Raw genomic sequence first — 17,746 nt, 5'->3', positions numbered from 1 at the left:
ATAATTTTTTGACAGGTATATTAAATTCAGTTATTAACAGGTAAACTCATATTTGTACACATCCTCTAGGTAGATGATATAAAATCTAAGTAAGCTTAAATTAACTAGATATGGTAAACACTTGGTATATATCTGGGCTTGGCGAAAAACCAAGCCTTTTTTGTGGTAGATAAATAGCAACGCTTGGATTTTCCCACAACTATTCCCATAAGTAAATTATTACTCACACACAATATAAAAATCTATTTTAATTACTCTTTAGGTAGTAGAAATAGCGATTTACAGAGACTATTATTTAGTGTATTAATGCCTGAAAAACGTGTATTAACCCTGGTCAATATTCCAGGGTCTTTTTTTATGCAAATTGATGTTTAATTTTCAGTGGTATCTATTAGCGGGTTTTATGAATTTTGTACTCACCTGATAGAGAGATGAATTAGCAGAAAACAGAGTTTAAATTAACTATATATGGTAAACACCTGGTATATACAAAGGCTTGGCTTGAGTCCAAGCCTTTTTCATACTTTAGATAGATACTTAAAGAATTTAATACTGCTAAATATAACCATATTTAAAATTTTAACCAAGTAATGCTTTATCAGTTTTTGGAATATTTTGACACATCCTCTAGGAAGATGATCTGTAAGCAGACAAGAACTAAATTAATTTAGTACGTTGTTAAGCACAGCAATTTTTGAGGTTTGGTTCACAGCCAAACCTTTTTCTTTAAATGTTGTAATTTTATTTTTCTGTGATTTTCATGGTCTATTCTGCTACAATAATAATGTCCTCTCAACAGTGTTTTATCTGCATATCCAAAAAATAAACTATGAGTAATTACATCCCAGACTACGATCCTAGCGGTATAGCAGAAATTAATGGTAATCTCTTAGGCTTACCTTATGATTATAACACTGCTAATTTAATTATCTTTGCTGTTCCTTGGGAAGTTACTGTTTCTTATGGTGCGGGAACAGCGAATGCACCACAGCGAATTTTAGATGCTTCCTATCAAATAGATTTGTTTGATTTTGATCATCCTGATGGTTGGAAACAAGGAATTTATTTAGTTGAAATTTCTCAAGATATCTTAGATAAAAATAATTATTATCGTCAACAAGCTGCTAAAATAATTGCCAGACAATCTGAAGGTAAAGCATTAACAAACACACCGGATTTAACACCTATCCTCACAGAAATTAATCAAGCGGGTGCACAGGTAAATCAATGGTTATTTAGCCAATGTCAGCAAGCAATGAATTTAGGTAAAAAAGTTGCTGTCATCGGTGGTGATCACAGTTCACCTTTGGGTTATTTCCAAGCTTTGGCAAATCAATATCCTGATTTTGGAATTTTACATATTGATGCACACGCAGATTTAAGAGATGCTTACGAAGGGTTTGAATTTTCCCATGCGTCAATTATGTTTAATGCGTTGAAAATTCCGCAAATTTCTAAATTAGTGCAGGTGGGTTTGCGGGATATTTGTATTGATGAAGTGGAAATAATTAATAATTCAAATAATCGGGTTGTTGCTTATTATGATTCAGCGATCAAACAACAACAATATGCTGGTAAAACTTGGATTGATTTATGTCAGGAAATAGTAGGGAATTTACCTGAGAATGTCCATATTAGTTTTGATGTTGATGGTTTAGATCCTAAACTTTGTCCTAATACGGGAACTCCCGTTCCTGGGGGTTTGGAATTAGAGCAAGTTTATTGTTTATTTAGGGAAGTTGTCAAGAGTGGAAGAAAGATTATTGGGTTTGATGTGAATGAAGTTGGTGATGCGGAATGGGATGGAAATGTAGGTGCGCGAATAGTTTATAAGTTGGCGAATTTGTTGGATTTATCACAGAAATAAAAACCAGTAAAGAGGGTGGTGTTATAGAATAAGACAAAGCATATTAACTAAGACTATGAAGACACTTGTTAAATGGTCTGTTGAAGATTATCATCGGATAATTGCCGCAGGGATTTTGAGCGATCGCCCTGTAGAATTACTAGCAGGGGAAATAGTCGAAATGTCTCCAGAAACACCCATTCATTACAACACCGCTAGACGTGGTACTAAATACCTGGAAGAGTTACTAGCAGGTAAAGCTGAGGTTCGTTTTAATGGTCCAGTTACATTATCTTCCTCTGAACCAGAACCAGATATAGCTATTGTCCGTTTACCAGAGTCAGCTTATAATGAACGCCACCGAGAACCACAAGATATTTTTTGGATTATCGAAGTTGCTAATACCAGTTTACAGAAAGATGTAGATATTAAAGCCATTAAGAAATCTCCGCTATATTTTTAATAAGGAAAATTGTGGTAAGCTTTACTTAGGCTATTTCCAAAGTAAGTATATTGTAGTATGCTAATACAAGAGATAGCCATACTGGCATATTATGATAAATATTTACATCTGCTGTACCAGTTAATTGAGTAAAATAGGGGTATATGTCAAGTTATTTTCAGATATTCAACTGAATCTTGATATTTAAAGACAACTTGAAATTTATAAAAAAATATTTAAATTTTGCGAAATATGATTGAATTAAACTTGGAAAATAAAATGAACAGTAAAATTCAAGAAGCTGAAAACAACATTTTTAAACAAATTGAAGAAGCTGAAGAAACTATTTTTTATGAGGATGATTCAGATCACGTACCACCTGATGATTTAATCGCCTATAACGAACTGCGTTCCTGTGCTGATCTTTACAGAATGTACAAGCAAGGAATTCTTGTGATTCAACCAGAATTTCAGAGAGAAGAGGTTTGGAGAAAAACAGATCAAACTCGATTTATTGATTCACTAATCAAGCAGTTACCAATACCAAGTATGTGTTTTAGTGTTGATTATAAAACACAGAAGTGGCAAGTTATTGATGGATTACAGAGAATGTCGGCTATTATTCGCTTCTTTGAGGAAGAAAACTGGAAACTATCTAATCTACCAGATATTGATCCAAAAATATCTGGTAAGCACGTTAAAGATTTTCTTAATCCCGCTTCTGAACTTTATCTTTACTATACAAGAATAGAAAATTTAACATTACCAATTACTGTTTTAAGATGTGATTATTCTAAAAAAAATCATACAAATTATTTATTTACTATTTTTCATAGATTAAACACTGGGGGTATCAAATTAAATAATCAGGAAATTAGAAATTGTATATACAATGGTAGTTTTAATCAGAGATTGAAACAAATGGATGAATATCCAGCTTGGATTAATTTAAATAAAGAACAAGGCAGAAAAAAACACCGCTTTATTACTATAGAGATTATTCTCAGATTTTTTGCATTTTACGATGAACATACAAAATATAATGGTAAATTAACAGATTTCCTGAACAACTATATGGGTAAACATAGAAATTTAGATGAAAGTAAGCTGGATGAAAAAGAAAAAATATTTAAACAAACAGTTGATATAATAAACGAAAATATAACAGAATTAAGCAAACGCAAAAGCATAGCTGTTCTTGAATCTGTAATGTTTGGTATTGCATCTAACCTCAGTAAAATTAAATCAATGAAACGCGAAGAAATTAGTAGTTTATTCAATAAACTACTACACCATAGCAGCTTATCTCCTGAAGTTCTTAAAGAGGATCTTGCATCCAAGGATAAAGTATTAGCGCGACTTAATGCTGCTAGAAAAGTTTTTTCTGGATTGTGATCTTGTATGGCAATAGTAAAGACTAAAATCCAGAAAACTCTCAATGATATGGATAAATTTTATAATCAAACTACAGATCCTAATTTACAAAAGTATTATTCCAAACTTGCTCTTTTAGAACTATGTGGATGGATCGAACAAGCTATAGATGATATTGTATTAAGATGTGCGAAAAGATGCCTTACAAATAATAATCATATTAAATTAGTTCAACAAGAAGTCAAGAATACTTCTCAATTCGATTATGAAAATAACTTCCGAAAGTTACTTGTTCTCACTATAGGTTTGATGAATTTTGAAAAACTTGAAAAATCTGTAAATCCAGTTTCTTTAGCTATACTTAAACCAAAACTAGATAGTCTCAAACCTTTGAGAAATAGTCATGCACATACACATATTGAAAACTGTACACAAATTTTAAATTCTCCATCAGTCACCAAAAGAGATTTTACTGATATTTTTAACGCTCTTAAAGATTATGAACAAACTCTTAAAAGACTGGGATTATAGATGTCATCACCAACTACCCAACAAGCGGTAAAATTAACAATCCAACCCAACATTGCATCTATAGCCTATGTATTGCGACTACCTGGTACAAATCCTTACTGCCCGCGTTTACGATGTAGCCCAAGAAACACCACTGGAATATGCCCCCAACCTCTCCCACCGCATTAACAACAAACTGCTACTCAAGCGGGAAGATATGCAGTCTGTCTTCTCCTTTAAATTGCGGGGTGCCTATAACAAAATGGCTAACCTGCCCCCAGACTTACTGAAACAAGGTGTAATTGCTGCATCTGCGGGAAACCACGCCCAAGGTGTAGCCTTATCTGCCAGTCGCTTGGGAACAAAAGCTATTATTGTTATGCCCGTAACCACTCCCCAAGTAAAAATTAACGCCGTCAAAGCACGGGGGGGAGAGGTGGTTTTATATGGAAATACCTATGATGACGCTTACGCCTACGCCCGTCAATTAGAAGCGGAAAAAGGGTTAACTTTTATACATCCCTTTGATGATCCTGATGTCATCGCTGGCCAGGGAACTATTGGCATGGAAATTTTACGCCAATATCAACAACCTATTCACGCGATTTTTGTCGCTATTGGTGGAGGTGGTTTAATTGCTGGTATCGGTGCTTACGTCAAACGCCTGCGCCCAGAAATCAAAATTATCGGTGTCGAACCTGTAGACGCTGATGCTATGTCTCAATCTCTCACAGCCGGTTATCGGGTACGCTTATCTCAGGTGGGTTTGTTTGCTGATGGGGTAGCAGTGCGGGAAGTGGGAGAGGAAACCTTCCGCTTGTGTCAGGAATATGTAGATGAAATTATTTTGGTGGATACCGATGCTACCTGTGCAGCGATAAAAGATGTTTTTGAAGATACCCGTTCTATTTTAGAACCTGCGGGAGCATTAGCTGTAGCTGCTGCTAAAGTCTATGCAGAACGAGAACAAATACAAGGAAAAAACTTAGTTGCCGTCGCTTGCGGTGCTAACATGAACTTTGACCGCTTGCGGTTTGTGGCAGAAAGGGCAGAATTTGGAGAACGTCGAGAAGCGATTTTTGCGGTGAATATTCCTGAAAAACCGGGAAGTCTGCGTAAATTTTGTGAATGTCTGGGCGACAGAAACCTAACAGAATTTAATTATCGCATTGCCGATACCAAAGAAGCGCATATTTTTGTCGGTGTGCAAATTGAAAACCGCGCCGATGCTGCGAAAATTGTAGAAAAGTTTGAAAATAACGGTTTAAAAACAATTGATTTAACCGATGATGAATTAACAAAATTGCATTTACGGCACATGGTAGGGGGACATTCTCAACTTGCTGATCATGAATTATTATATCGGTTTGAATTTCCTGAACGTCCTGGGGCGTTGATGAAATTTGTGGGTTCTATGTCTCCTGATTGGAATATTAGCTTATTTCATTATCGCAATAATGGGGCAGATTATGGACGAATTGTGGTAGGAATGCAAGTTCCACCCCATGAAATGAATCAATGGCAGGAGTTTCTTGATTCTTTGGGTTATCGTTATTGGGATGAAAGTCAAAATCCTGCTTATCAGTTGTTTTTGGGTTAGTTTATTTTATATCTCACGCAAAGACGCAAAGACGCAAAGGAAGAAAGGAAGTAATAAGAAAAGTCTTGTGGGGTGGGCATCTTGCCCGCCATTTTTTACTTTTTATTTACCTGAATTAACAATTTTAATTTTAACCATCCTACAGCAGTTTTCATGTCTTTAGACCACAGTAAGGGCGAAGCATTCGGATGATAGTCTTAGGTAAAAACCGATAATTAATTGTCCGAATGCTGATGCTTCCAGCACGCTTCGCGAACGCCTCTACATTGTTAACGCGAAACCTAAATCAAAATGTGGTTTATTTACCTGAAAATAGCTGTAAAACAATAAAAGTGAGTAAACGAATAGTTTTCAGATTTTGCACAAATACTTAAAATTTTAATGAAACAATTGTCAATTATCAATTATCAATTATCAATTATCAATTATCAATTATCAATTATCAATTGATAAAAAAGGCTTGGTTTTTTTACCAAACCTTGTTTTACAGAAGTGAAAGACTCTATTGAATTTAAGCATTTATGAACTTTATAGTTTATCTATCCTCAGAGTTAATTTATATTTTTTATCCATAGATGAATGGGGATGATCCTAAATGTGTACATTTATTTTTATTTTAACCGCAAAGGACGCAAAGTACGCAAAGGTAAGACTTTTTTAGAGAGTTTTTCGTTTTGTTACGGTGATGTTTTATCAATTGGGATTTTTGGTATAAACGCAGATATTTTAAATTTTTTCTTTCATTTGCGTCTATCTGCGCTAAATTATCCCTGCATTTTATCCACCCAATTTAAACACAACTCCCGGAAATGTTCACCCCTAACTTCAAAATTAGGATATTGATCAAAACTGGCACAGGCTGGAGATAATAACACTACTGACGCTTGGTATTTTTTCGCTAATTCTGCGGATCTGGGAATAGCTTTATCCATTGTTTCCACAATTTCAAAGTTATTATATCCCACTTCTTGTAATCTTTGAGCAAAGGCATTTGCAGCACTACCAATGAGTAAAACAGCAGCAGCTTTATCTTGTATTTTCTTTAACCAAGCTGTATCATCTCCGTCTTTTGCTTCACCACCAGCTATTAAAATCACTGGACTTTTTACCGATGCTAAACCTACTTCTGCTGCATCATAATTTGTAGCTTTACTATCATTAATAAATTCAATTCCTGACCATGTACAAATATGTTCTAAACGATGGGGAACACCAGGAAATTCACTCACAGCGCGACAAATTGCTGCAATTTCTATTCCTGCTAATCTCGCTGCACCAACGGACATTAATAGATTTTGTTGGTTGTGTTCTCCTACCATTCGCAAAGCAGAAACTTCAACAATTTTCTGAGGTTCAGAAGTTGCAGATAATTTTTCTATTACCCAGCCATTTTCTATATAAAAACCTTTTTCACCTATTAAAAATTCTGCCCCTTTAACACTTGTCCAATAAGCATCAGACCACTGATTTAAACTTGCTTTGTTTAAATAAACATCGTCTCCGTTAAATATTTGTAACTGGGAATTATTTAACAGTTTGGCTTTAATATTGTAGTAATTTTCTAAGGTTTTATGACGGGCTAAATGATCCGGTGTGAAGGTTGTCCAAATACCAATTTTCGGTGCAAGCGTCACAGAAGATTCTATTTGATAACTACTTAATTCACCTATAATCCAATCTACAGAATTTTGGATTTTACTTTCTGTTCCCTGTTCCCTGCGATGCACTGAGCTTGTCGAAGTGTTCCCTGTTCCTTTTAAAGCTACTTCACAAGCAGCATAACCGATGTTACCACAAGCAGGGGCGTTAAAACCGGCAGCTTGAAAAATGGCAGCAGTTAACGCGGTGGTTGTGGTTTTCCCATTTGTACCAGTTATTGCTACCCAGGGAATATTTTGCAAATGTCTCCATGCGAGTTCCATTTCCCCAATGGTTTCTATTCCTAACTCTCGCGCTTTTAACAAGATCGGAATATCCCAAGGTACACCAGGACTCACTACTATTAATTTAGGCGATGTGTTGGCTAAATTTAAACTTTCAAAATCTGGGGTGTGTCCTAATTTGACGGTAATTTGTTCTTGAGCAAGTTGTTGTTGTTGTTCCAGGAGGTTTGGGGAGGTATTGCGATCGCAAAGTTCCACCTCCCATCCTTCCTGTTTCAACAATCTTGCCGCAGCAATACCGGACTTTCCCAATCCTATCACAATAGCTTCTGGCATAGACTGTTTAGCATCATCCCTGGTTAAGCTATCCTATACTAGCGTTAATTGGCAAAAATTACACCTCTTTTTGTTGATTTTTGCTACAAATTTTTCACAATCGCGCCAAAATCAGCTAATACACGGCTATGATTTCGCAATAAACCCAGCAAATTTAACCGATTTCTCTTAATATTTACATCTGGGTCCATGACTAACACGCTATCTTCACCATCAAAGAATTTACTCACGGTGGGAGCAATTTTTTCTAATGCTGCTATTAACAGTTGATAGTTGCGTGTTTGCTGTGCGGTTTGGGTTTGGGGTACTAATTCTACTAGGGCGTTGTAGAATGCTGATTCAGATGATTTTTGGAATAATTGGGGATTAATTAATGTTTTTGGTTCTAACTGCTGAAAATCTAAATCACCTTGTGCAGCGAGTCTAGTAGAACGGTTAATGGTTTCATAGATTTTTTCTAATGTACCATCTTTGCGGATTTGTTGTAAGTAAATTGCGCGATCGCGTACATCCAATAAATCTTGTAATGCTCGTTCTGTATATTCTTGATCATCTCCCAATACCGCATTTACCAAGTCATAATCTATCTGTTTTTCTTCTTGTAATAAAGTCCGAATCCTTTGTAGGAAAAATTCCCGTAATGTGGATATTAAAGATTTGGCATCTTTATTAAATGTAGATGCAAAATTTGTCGCTATCTGTTCTAATAGCTTCTCTAAATTTATCTGCAAATTAGAAAACCACGTAATATTAATGATCGCATTTGCAGCGCGACGTAATGCAAAGGGATCGGATGAACCTGAAGGAATTAAACCCAAACCAAAGATACTAATTAATGTATCTAGTCTATCAGCTATTCCTACTATTTGCCCGGTTAATGTTTCCGGTAGAATGTCATCAGCATTTCTGGGTAAATAATGTTCAAAAATTGCTTTTCCTACTTCTGCATCTTCACCACTAGCTAAGGCGTATTTTTCCCCCATAATACCTTGTAGTTCAGGAAATTCATACACCATTTGGGTGACTAAATCCGCTTTACATAATAAAGCTGCCCTTTGAATTTTCTGACTTTGATTTTCTGCTAATTGCAATTGTTGAGAAATGAGATTTGCTATGTTTACAACTCTCTCAACTTTGCCCCTAACTGAACCTAAATCTTCTTGAAATGTAACTGTTTCTAATTGCGGTAAAAAGCTTTCTAAAGGTTTCGCTAAATCAGCTTCATAGAAAAATCTCCCATCTGCTAAACGCGCCCTAATTACTCTTTCATTACCAACAGCAATGATATCTGATTTTACAGGATCGCCGTTAGAAACGGTGACGAATTTAGGTAATAATTCCTGATTTTCCGCTGTCTTAAATACCGGAAAATAACGCTGGTGCGTTACCATGACTGTGGTAGAAACTTCTGTAGGTAATTTGAGAAATTCATCCTCAAATTTACCAACTACCGCACTCGGATATTCTACTAAATTCGTCGTTTCTTCTAATAAGTCTGGGTAAATTTCTGTAAAACCGCCTAATTTTTGCACTGCAGTTTTGACTTGTTCAACAATGATTTTTTCCCGTTCTTCTGGGGAAACAATCACATAACCAGAACGCAAGGTATTTACATATTCTGTTGCGTGGGAAATGCTGACAGGTTCGGGATGTAAAACGCGATGGGTTGGAGAAATGCGATCGCTTTTAACTATCTTCTCACCGTTCTGCAATTCTAAGGGTAAAATATCCCCATCTAATAAAGCAACTAACCAGCGAATAGGACGGGAAAACCTACCGTCACCGCTTCCCCACCGCATTAACCGCTTTCCTTCCAAATTCCAAACCCATTGGGGAACGAGTTCTGTTAATATTTCTGCTACTGGTCGTCCTGCTGTCTTTTTATTAACAAAGACAAAATCACCTTTATCCGTAGAACGCACTTCTAAAGCTGACAGTTCCACACCTTGTTTTTTAGCGAAACCTTCTGCTGCTTTTGTGGGTTGACCATCTTTAAATGCGGCTTGTGCAGGTGGTCCTTTAATTTCTTCTTCTTTGTCTGGTTGTTGGGATGGTAAACCGGTGATGAGAACTGCTAACCGTCGGGGAGTTCCAAAAACTTCCACCGTTTCCGCTTTGAGACTATTAGCTTCTAGAGTTTGAGGAATACGCGATCGCCATTGTGCGATCGCACCACTCAGAAAGCTTGCGGGTAGTTCTTCTGTACCAACTTCTAATAAAAACGCAGTCATAAGGTCACTAATGTTGATCAGTCAATTCCATCAGTTTACCCTGTGATCAGGCTGTGGTGAACAAGATGTGTAACTTCTCTGAGCAGATAATCAATGCAACCTCCTCTAAGATACAAGGTTGGGTTAAGGGATAGCGTAATCCAACAAAATTCCGTAAGTTTTGGTTTGTAAATGTTGGGTTTCGTTCCTCAATCCAACCTACATGATTTAATTTTTTTAACTTACTGGAGTCAAAAACAATTTAGCCTCTGCTAATCTCCTCCTTCTTAACCCTGCTTCCACTGAACTACCAGGGTTTCTATATTTAACAAAAGTCTCTTCAATTTCATCCCATTGTTGATTCTTTAAAACTCTGGTTATACTCTCAAAATTCTTTGCACCATAGAAATTAGCACCTAAATTATAACCAAAACTCAATAAAGCACCCTGTTGGTTAACATTCAACACATCCCATACAGGAATTTTCTCTAAAGTTGGCAGATAGCTATTTTCTAACTGCAACATTAACAACTCTTCCGCTTCTGCTTTAGTAATTGTTTCACCTAATTTCCACTCACCACCATTTTTCTTGCGAGTCGTTCCCCAACCAATAGTAATTGGTTTACCACCAGTTAAAGGATCAGGATAAGCCTTCAAATACAAACCTTCAAATTCTTTAATCAGCGCCACCCCTGGTAAAGGTAGTTTACCAGTTGCACCACCATAAAGAACTAAACTCGCCTTCTCTAAATCATTTAAAGCATTGTTTAAAACCGTCTGAGTGCCTATTCCCACCACCCCATCAGCTTCAAGTTTTTTTGCTGTTTGAAACTGTTTCACTGCTACTACAGTCTTATTCCCAAAATTACCATCTATAATGCCAGGATCAAAGTTGAGAATTTTTAATATTTGTTGCAACTGCTCAACTTTTGCCCCTTCAGATCCTAATTTAAGGATTTCATTAGAATTGAGAATTAATTTGGTTGTCATAACGTTATACTGATATACTGGTATACTGGGAGATAGTTGGAAAATCAACTTACTATTCCCTCATTATCCACCAAAGGATAGATTTTTATGGTTAAAAAAAGGTAAATCTTTTTAAAGATTCATTACTGAAAAGAAAACTCTGATTTTACGTTCCACTGTCTGCCGTCATGGAGTAGCAAGGTCAGATGAGATGCGGTAAATTCAAAATATATCTGACGTTCTTTAAAGTCATTCCAAGCAGGAGGAAAATGATGTTTTTTTAAATCTCTTCTGGCTACGGTAAGATGGGGTGTAAAAGAGTGATTTTTCCCATCTTTACCGATGATTCCCAAACTACTTTCTATATCATTCATTAAATCTAATTGTAACTTTAAAAGTGCTTGACTTTTTACTACATTCATGTATATAACACGAGGAGGAAAAGCCGCAAAACCATCAAGTGTAATGGGTAAGTAATTCTGCTTTTTGGCGAAAGTTTCCATAAAGGTTTCTAAAATTGATATTTCCTTTTTTTCCCACATAAAAGGAGGCTGTAGAGTGATATGTGGAGGGGAATTTTGAGCGCCGCGACTACCATAATCATTAACAAAATGTTGTTTAATTTCGTTAGCGTAATCTTGAATATGTTGGGGTGGAAGTATAGCAATAAAAAAGCGATTCATAATTTTAGAAGTCAGGAGTCAGGAGGAAGTTAATAACCCAATTACCCATTATCAATTATCAATTATCAATTATCAATTATCAATTATCAATTATCAATTATCAATTACCAATCACCAATATGATAATTTAAGAAAAATCTAAACTACCTAATTATTATGCCTTGGTTTGTCAAAATTGAAGCAGGTTTAGTGGATAAGCCCACCTTTGATCAATATGTACCAGCCCATACAGCTTACGTCAAAGCATTGATGGATAAAGGACATAAAGCTAAAACGGGATATTGGGCGCAAAGGGGAGGGGGGATGATGTTATTTGAGGCGGCTTCAATGGATGAAGCGCAGGCCATCGTGGCTGCTGATCCCTTAGTAGTCAACGGTTGTGTGAGTTATCAGCTTTACGAATGGAAAATTGTTGTGGAATGATGCACATTTTTAGAAATTTGATGTTATGATGATTTCAGACCTGGATCTATGCGATCTCAACGCCCAAACTTTGTCAGGACCGGAAGGTAGCAGCAATACGGGATGCTTGCGATAGGCGTAGTCTCCGGGTCGCCCCATTTTTAGGAGTGCTTTGCAGCAATGCCTGGTTTTGGAGATATTGTACAAAAAGCTTTTTACCTGGGTGTAGGCTTGGCTTCTTACGCAGGCGAAAAAGCAGGGGGGAAATTAGCGGAACTGCGATCGCAAGTCCAAAAACTGGCTGACGAGATGGTAGCCAAGGGTGAAATGAACACAGAAGAAGCTCGTCGTTTCGTAGAAGATATGATGAGACAAGCCCAACAACCCCAGACACCTGGTGAAACCACAGAAAAAACAGAAGCTTCTGAACCCCGTCGCATCGAAATAATAGGGGAAGATGAAGAACCGACTGTTAAACAAACTCCCAAAGAAAACGTGGATCACCTGCGTCAACAAGTGCTAGACCTGAAAAAACAATTAGAACAGCTTAAACGCGATCAGTAAAAACTAATTTTTCACCCTGAACATCAGTAAAAATGGTAATTTGGGGGATGGCGCTAAATCTAACACTGGTTTGATTTGCATTGATGGCTATATTCTAGTTATTATCGCACTTACAACCGAGAACCCGGAAGCGTCCTGTTTGTAGCCAGTAACACAGTTAAGCTTATGGAACCGTGGCAAAAAGACTTAGTTGATATCATCGAAACTGTGACTGATGAAGTCGAAAACTTCTTCCAAGGAATTAATGACATGGTAGATGCTTTTTTTGAGCTAACGGAAGAAATTACCTTCGAGGTGCAGAATAACATTGCTGCGGAAATTGACCAGTATTTACAGGAATTAGCAGAACCGCTGATGGAAGTATACTGGGAACTGGAAGACGTGGTAGCAGATGTAGATCCAGGTTTTCCATATCAAGTGGAAGCGACAGCGGAAAAAAATCCTGCTTGTATAGGTTGCAGCAATTATCATGGTCAAGCTTATGGTGGTAATTTGTTAGTTTGTGCTATGCACCCTCATGGTTGGGATGACGAAAATTGCCCAGACTGGGAAAAGAGCAGCAGTGAATTTTAAGCGTGAAACAGGTGTTGTCAATGTTAAATTATTATTAGTATTCATGAATCTCTGCATTTTTCTAGAATAATTTCCAGAATCATTTTATGAGTAATTCCTTGTCTGAGACTGTACCCCCAAGCAAACCAGAAATGAAATATGGTGAACGTGAGATTGAAGAAGGAAAACTAATTACCTTTCCCAATCCGCGTATAGGTAGAGAATATAATATTGATATTACTTTGCCTGAATTTACCTGTAAATGTCCCTTTTCCGGTTATCCTGACTTTGCGACTATTTACATTTCCTACGTACCGGATGAAAAGGTAGTAGAATTAAAAGCTTTAAAACTGTATATTAACAGTTACCGCGATCGCTATATTTCCCACGAAGAAACAGCAAATCAAATTTTAGATGATGTAGTTGCAGCTTGTGATCCTTTGAAAATGACAGTCAAAGCTGATTTTACTCCCCGTGGAAATGTGCATACAGTTGTGGAAGTAAAGCATAAAAAACGCAAATAACCAGTTATGTAATGAGGTATGTAGTGAGGACTTCAGTCCTCATCACATAATGTTTTGGAGATTTTTTTATCACTAACCAGCCATTTTATAAATATTAGGTTCAGGTAAAGATTCACCATCAGCTTCATAAGAAATTATTAAAGATTCTAGAGCTTCTTTACCATTAGCAACAGCTTCTTCATAAGTTTCTCCATGAGTGCGCCATTTTTGTCCAGGAAAATCAGGTAAACTAACTAAAAAACAATCATCTTCCTCTGACCATTGAATGATCATTTGATATCTTAATTTATCCATTGTCCCATTAATTTTGTTCATTTTCTTTGGCGTTAATAATTTCTATTGCTTCTAGAATTTCACTTTCTTGATATGGTTTAGCATCTTTACTATCCTTACCTGATATTGTAATTCTTCCAGGATATAATGGATGAGTCCAGTTAGTGTGACTTCCTTTACTTGGACGTTCTGTGAAACCTGCTTTTTTGAGCATTTTCTTTAATTCCCTAATTTTCTTAGGCATAATTAACCTGATTAATTTTTGAGAGACTTCTTACCCATTAACTTATTAATAAATGCCAAAATATGACCAGAAATAGACCTAATAAAACGGTAAATTTTACGGACTTTATTTAACAAAGGATGAGGAACTCGTAACCGCAAAGGATAAAAAATAGGTAGATATATCAAATAATAAGCTCTTTTTAAATCATCCCATTTTGAGCATTTTTCCTGTTGCAGAAAATCAGAAATATCCACCACCAAACCCCTACCCTCAAACATCATCACATTTTTACCATGTACATCATGGGGGTAAAGTCCGCGAGTGCGAGCATAGTCCAAAGCATAATCAATATCTTTAATTACCTTGGGAGGAATACGCAAACCCCGGTGTAAACAGTCATAAAGAGTAACACCAAATAATCTTTTCAAAACCAACAAACCATCATGAGCATAAAAACACTCAGAAAAAGCAGGATGAGAACCAAGACGCTGGTAGACCTCCAATTCTTCCTCAAACCCAGGACGACCAGGTGCGTACATTTTCACCACCACATCAGGATATTCAGGATGAACAACCACCGCTGCATAGTTTCCTGTACCCAACAACTCCCAGGGAGAGGGGATAGCGCGTACTTCTATCGGGTTGTGGGGATGGACACTTTCAATCACGAAATTGGGAATAAGTTCTTGGTGGATAATAGCAATTAGTGACTGTATTTTTGATTTATCCATAGGATATACGCACCTTAATTAGCGGTATCATACCTATAAAATACACCACTTAATTGCTATTGTTGCCCAAATCAAAAAAATTATTTTGTAGCTGGTTGAGTCAGTTGCTCTAAAATTCCCAAAACCTCTCTTTCAAAGGTTACTTGAGCGCGGTTAGTTTTACCACCAATATACAAAACATCATCTTTTTGCAAAGCCCAAATTTGGGAATGGGAAAAATAACTCATGACCACACCCAACATCAACAAAGCAAAACCGCTATAAACAATCGGAATACCCGGATCATACTTAATTTGTAAACCCGTGCTACCTACCACATCAACAACTTTCAAATTTACCCCATTTACAGGAATAGACATTCCTGAACGCACAGTATTTACTAATTTTCCTTGACCATCATAGATTAAAACCATGCCTTGTAAATCTTTAGCTAACAGAGAAACACCTTCACTTAAATCTGGTTTTGTAGGTATCCAAGTACCCCACAGTCTACCTTTACCTTTAGTATCTAACAACGCCATTGGTAATTGGAAAATGGGACTATTATTGAGTTTAATTCTAACGCTAGAAATACCCCAATCTGTTTGATAAAAAACCACACCATGATAACGCAAAGGTTTATTCACATAAATTTTTTCATGATCTATTTCTTTACCTTCATTATCTAACACAGATAAATCAGAATAAAATTGATCAATACCTCCTTTGGGAGTATAATCAATCCAAAATCTATTAACTTTTACTGACCAATCTTTTAATACATCTTGAGCAGACCAAGCACCCGCATCAATGATATTTTTTACCTGGAAAGTATCACCAGAAGCAATCATTTCTTGAGCCATAAAACCCGTCATTGCTCCCCAAATACCACCCAGTAAAATCATCACAATACCGATATGTACAATAATCGGTCCAATGCGTCCGACTATACCTTTGCGAGCATAAAGAATATCATTTTTTTCTGATGATTGAAAGATTTTATAACGGTTTTTTGTTAAAATTGGAGTGATAGAATTTAGAACAACATCATTTAATTCTGCACTCAAAGCTAACTTTTTAAACTTCTTCGGATCATCATAATATTGCCATTTTTGGGCAGCTTTTAAAGCTGGTAATTGACGGGTAAAAGTACAAGCAGTTAAACTCGTACCAAATAACACTAATAAAGCCAAAAACCACCAAGTGCGATAAACATGATCCAAACCCACAACTTGAATCACTTTCCAAGTCAAAAAACCGAATAAAGCGGGATGTTCTGGATAATTAGCCTGGTAAAAAGCTGGTGTTTGTCCCTGTTCAATTACTGTACCACTGATACTAAAAAGAGCAATTATTAATAACAGAATAATTGCTAACCTTAAATCTGTCAGCACAGGTAAAACTTCCCGTTTCAAGAAACGAACCGGAACAGAAAACAAATTAACTTCTGGGGATGTTGAATTATCTACAGTCATGGTTTACAAAGGTAATAAATTCTTGCTCTCTTCTTTGTGTACTTTGCGTACTTTGCGGTTTATCACTTTAGAAACTACCAAGAGGAAGACGGGAAAGTAAAGAAAACACACCAAAACCTACTAACAAAGCACCGCTAACGGGGTTTATCCAACCAGACCAACGACGCAATTCTAGCAGTTTTTTAATTGTTGCAGTAAACGTACCTGCTAAAATTAAAGGTGTCACATATCCCGCAGTATAAGCAAGTAGTAAAACCGCACCTAAAAGCAAATCTTGAGTATTAGCAACCCAACCTAATAAACTGGCTAAAACTGGTGTGCTACAAGGAGAAGCAACTAAACCAAATGTTAAACCAATAGAGTATGAACGAATACCAGGAGGTAAATCATTAGATATCCAATTTGTTTCACCTAAAGATGGGAATTGTAAAGGTAAAGCTTCTAATAAATTCAACCCCATAATAATAGCAAGAATACTCACAATAATTGGTAGACCAATTCCTACTTGACCGTAGACTTTTCCTACCAAACCTGCTATAATTCCTAAACTTGCTAATGTAGTAGCTAATCCTAATGCAAACCAGGTTGATTGTGCAGCAGCTTGTAATCTACTTTTTGCTTCATAACCGCCAATATAACCAATAGTAATCGGCAGCATTGATAGCATACACGGTGTTAAACTGGTCAACAAACCAGCAGCGAAAATAATTGCGATACTGACAACGCTGAGGTGAGTGAGTTGGTTAGTAACCAGGGTGTTGGCGAATTGTTCGATTTGATAAATTTGGGTTTGCAGGTTCTCCAGCATGGGTATGTTTTAAATTACAAAGGCTGACTCTGTTTGTATTCTAGCTTATTCGGTTTTTTGTTTCTTGCTGATTTTGAATGTGGGAAAAAATAGCTTTAATTTAGTGTTTTGCTGAATGATAATTTTTTTTAATCTATTTTTTGGGAAAAAAGTTGATGATGTGACTTTTTCGCAATAGCTAGGGGTTTATTGAGAATACTATTGAGAATGGTGTCAATAACTCACGAATTTTATAGGGTTTGGGGATTGATTATTTTGTTGTTCTGTGTTTATAATAATTTTATGTATAATCCAAGGGTCTTTTATAAGTTGTTTTAGACGTAGAACCTCTGGGTTGACTTCCCCAGTCTGGAGTCTGG

18 protein-coding genes and 1 other RNA gene are annotated in these 17,746 nt (G+C 36.5%); 10 read left to right on the top strand and 9 right to left on the bottom strand.

Translation table 11 applies throughout. From position 1 onward, the window contains the following. The first annotated feature begins 829 nt into the window (after positions 1-829). The 5 genes from PN497_RS25285 to ilvA all read left to right on the top strand — a co-directional run bounded on the left by PN497_RS25285 (position 830) and on the right by ilvA (position 5,772). Positions 830-1,867 carry an agmatinase family protein gene (locus tag PN497_RS25285; RefSeq protein ID WP_096569803.1) on the top strand — a complete coding sequence of 346 codons (1,038 nt, stop codon included), beginning with the start codon at positions 830-832 and terminating at the stop codon, positions 1,865-1,867. A gap of 55 nt (positions 1,868-1,922) precedes the next feature. Next, positions 1,923-2,309, top strand: coding sequence for a Uma2 family endonuclease (locus tag PN497_RS25280; RefSeq protein ID WP_096569801.1), 387 nt, complete (start codon positions 1,923-1,925; stop codon positions 2,307-2,309). A 231-nt stretch (positions 2,310-2,540) separates the two neighbouring features. Next, complete coding sequence (locus PN497_RS25275; protein ID WP_199301781.1) at positions 2,541-3,683, top strand: DUF262 domain-containing protein; 1,143 nt, start codon at positions 2,541-2,543, stop codon at positions 3,681-3,683. Positions 3,684-3,689: 6 nt separating this feature from the next. Continuing rightward, entirely contained in the window at positions 3,690-4,193 is a 504-nt protein-coding gene (locus PN497_RS25270; RefSeq protein ID WP_272111043.1) for a HEPN domain-containing protein, read from the top strand. Positions 4,194-4,260: 67 nt separating this feature from the next. After that, positions 4,261-5,772 carry a threonine ammonia-lyase, biosynthetic gene (ilvA, locus tag PN497_RS25265; protein ID WP_096569797.1) on the top strand — a complete coding sequence of 504 codons (1,512 nt, stop codon included), beginning with the start codon at positions 4,261-4,263 and terminating at the stop codon, positions 5,770-5,772. 764 nt (positions 5,773-6,536) lie between these two features. Here the strand turns inward: ilvA and murD are convergent. The 4 genes from murD to PN497_RS25245 all read right to left on the bottom strand — a co-directional run bounded on the left by murD (position 6,537) and on the right by PN497_RS25245 (position 11,853). Beyond that, positions 6,537-7,991 carry a UDP-N-acetylmuramoyl-L-alanine--D-glutamate ligase gene (gene murD / locus PN497_RS25260; RefSeq protein ID WP_096569795.1) on the bottom strand — a complete coding sequence of 485 codons (1,455 nt, stop codon included), beginning with the start codon at positions 7,989-7,991 and terminating at the stop codon, positions 6,537-6,539. Positions 7,992-8,074: 83 nt separating this feature from the next. Then, positions 8,075-10,222: a glycine--tRNA ligase subunit beta gene (gene glyS / locus PN497_RS25255; protein ID WP_096569793.1), complete on the bottom strand. Its 2,148-nt coding sequence runs from the start codon at positions 10,220-10,222 to the stop codon at positions 8,075-8,077. Between the two features lie 216 nt (positions 10,223-10,438). Next, the gene (locus PN497_RS25250; protein WP_096569791.1) at positions 10,439-11,191 is read right to left on the bottom strand and encodes a glycoside hydrolase family protein; all 753 of its coding nucleotides are present in this window, start codon (positions 11,189-11,191) and stop codon (positions 10,439-10,441) included. Between the two features lie 122 nt (positions 11,192-11,313). Beyond that, positions 11,314-11,853: a 2'-5' RNA ligase family protein gene (locus tag PN497_RS25245; RefSeq protein WP_096569789.1), complete on the bottom strand. Its 540-nt coding sequence runs from the start codon at positions 11,851-11,853 to the stop codon at positions 11,314-11,316. Positions 11,854-12,009: 156 nt separating this feature from the next. Between PN497_RS25245 and PN497_RS25240 the strand changes: the two genes are divergently transcribed. From PN497_RS25240 to queF, 5 genes are all read left to right on the top strand, one after another. Continuing rightward, positions 12,010-12,276: a YciI family protein gene (locus PN497_RS25240; RefSeq protein ID WP_096569787.1), complete on the top strand. Its 267-nt coding sequence runs from the start codon at positions 12,010-12,012 to the stop codon at positions 12,274-12,276. A gap of 37 nt (positions 12,277-12,313) precedes the next feature. Continuing rightward, positions 12,314-12,410, top strand: an RNA gene (gene ffs / locus PN497_RS25235) — signal recognition particle sRNA small type. 25 nt (positions 12,411-12,435) lie between these two features. Continuing rightward, the gene (locus tag PN497_RS25230; protein ID WP_096569785.1) at positions 12,436-12,819 is read left to right on the top strand and encodes a phasin family protein; all 384 of its coding nucleotides are present in this window, start codon (positions 12,436-12,438) and stop codon (positions 12,817-12,819) included. Positions 12,820-12,984: 165 nt separating this feature from the next. After that, the gene (locus PN497_RS25225) at positions 12,985-13,392 is read left to right on the top strand and encodes a hypothetical protein (RefSeq protein WP_096569783.1); all 408 of its coding nucleotides are present in this window, start codon (positions 12,985-12,987) and stop codon (positions 13,390-13,392) included. A gap of 86 nt (positions 13,393-13,478) precedes the next feature. Continuing rightward, positions 13,479-13,895: a preQ(1) synthase gene (queF, locus tag PN497_RS25220; protein WP_096569781.1), complete on the top strand. Its 417-nt coding sequence runs from the start codon at positions 13,479-13,481 to the stop codon at positions 13,893-13,895. A 72-nt stretch (positions 13,896-13,967) separates the two neighbouring features. Here queF and PN497_RS25215 read toward each other — a convergent pair whose 3' ends face one another. The 5 genes from PN497_RS25215 to PN497_RS25195 form a co-directional block, all read right to left on the bottom strand. Beyond that, complete coding sequence (locus PN497_RS25215; protein WP_096572740.1) at positions 13,968-14,189, bottom strand: type II toxin-antitoxin system HicB family antitoxin; 222 nt, start codon at positions 14,187-14,189, stop codon at positions 13,968-13,970. Positions 14,190-14,196: 7 nt separating this feature from the next. Beyond that, on the bottom strand, positions 14,197-14,412 hold the full coding sequence (locus tag PN497_RS25210) for a type II toxin-antitoxin system HicA family toxin (protein WP_096569779.1): 216 nt from the start codon (positions 14,410-14,412) through the stop codon (positions 14,197-14,199). An 11-nt stretch (positions 14,413-14,423) separates the two neighbouring features. Then, positions 14,424-15,125 carry a serine/threonine-protein kinase gene (locus PN497_RS25205; RefSeq protein ID WP_096569777.1) on the bottom strand — a complete coding sequence of 234 codons (702 nt, stop codon included), beginning with the start codon at positions 15,123-15,125 and terminating at the stop codon, positions 14,424-14,426. A gap of 80 nt (positions 15,126-15,205) precedes the next feature. Further along, complete coding sequence (locus tag PN497_RS25200; RefSeq protein ID WP_096569775.1) at positions 15,206-16,579, bottom strand: cytochrome c biogenesis protein; 1,374 nt, start codon at positions 16,577-16,579, stop codon at positions 15,206-15,208. Positions 16,580-16,646: 67 nt separating this feature from the next. Then, positions 16,647-17,387 (bottom strand): cytochrome c biogenesis protein CcdA, encoded by a 741-nt coding sequence (locus PN497_RS25195; protein ID WP_096569773.1) that lies wholly within the window; start codon positions 17,385-17,387, stop codon positions 16,647-16,649. Positions 17,388-17,746 lie beyond the last annotated feature (359 nt).

It is taken from the genome of Sphaerospermopsis kisseleviana CS-549, assembly GCF_028329225.1.
GTDB classification, from domain to species: domain Bacteria; phylum Cyanobacteriota; class Cyanobacteriia; order Cyanobacteriales; family Nostocaceae; genus Sphaerospermopsis; species Sphaerospermopsis kisseleviana.
Note: the sequence above shows the minus strand (reverse complement) of the source record. Positions and strands in the feature narration are given on the sequence as shown.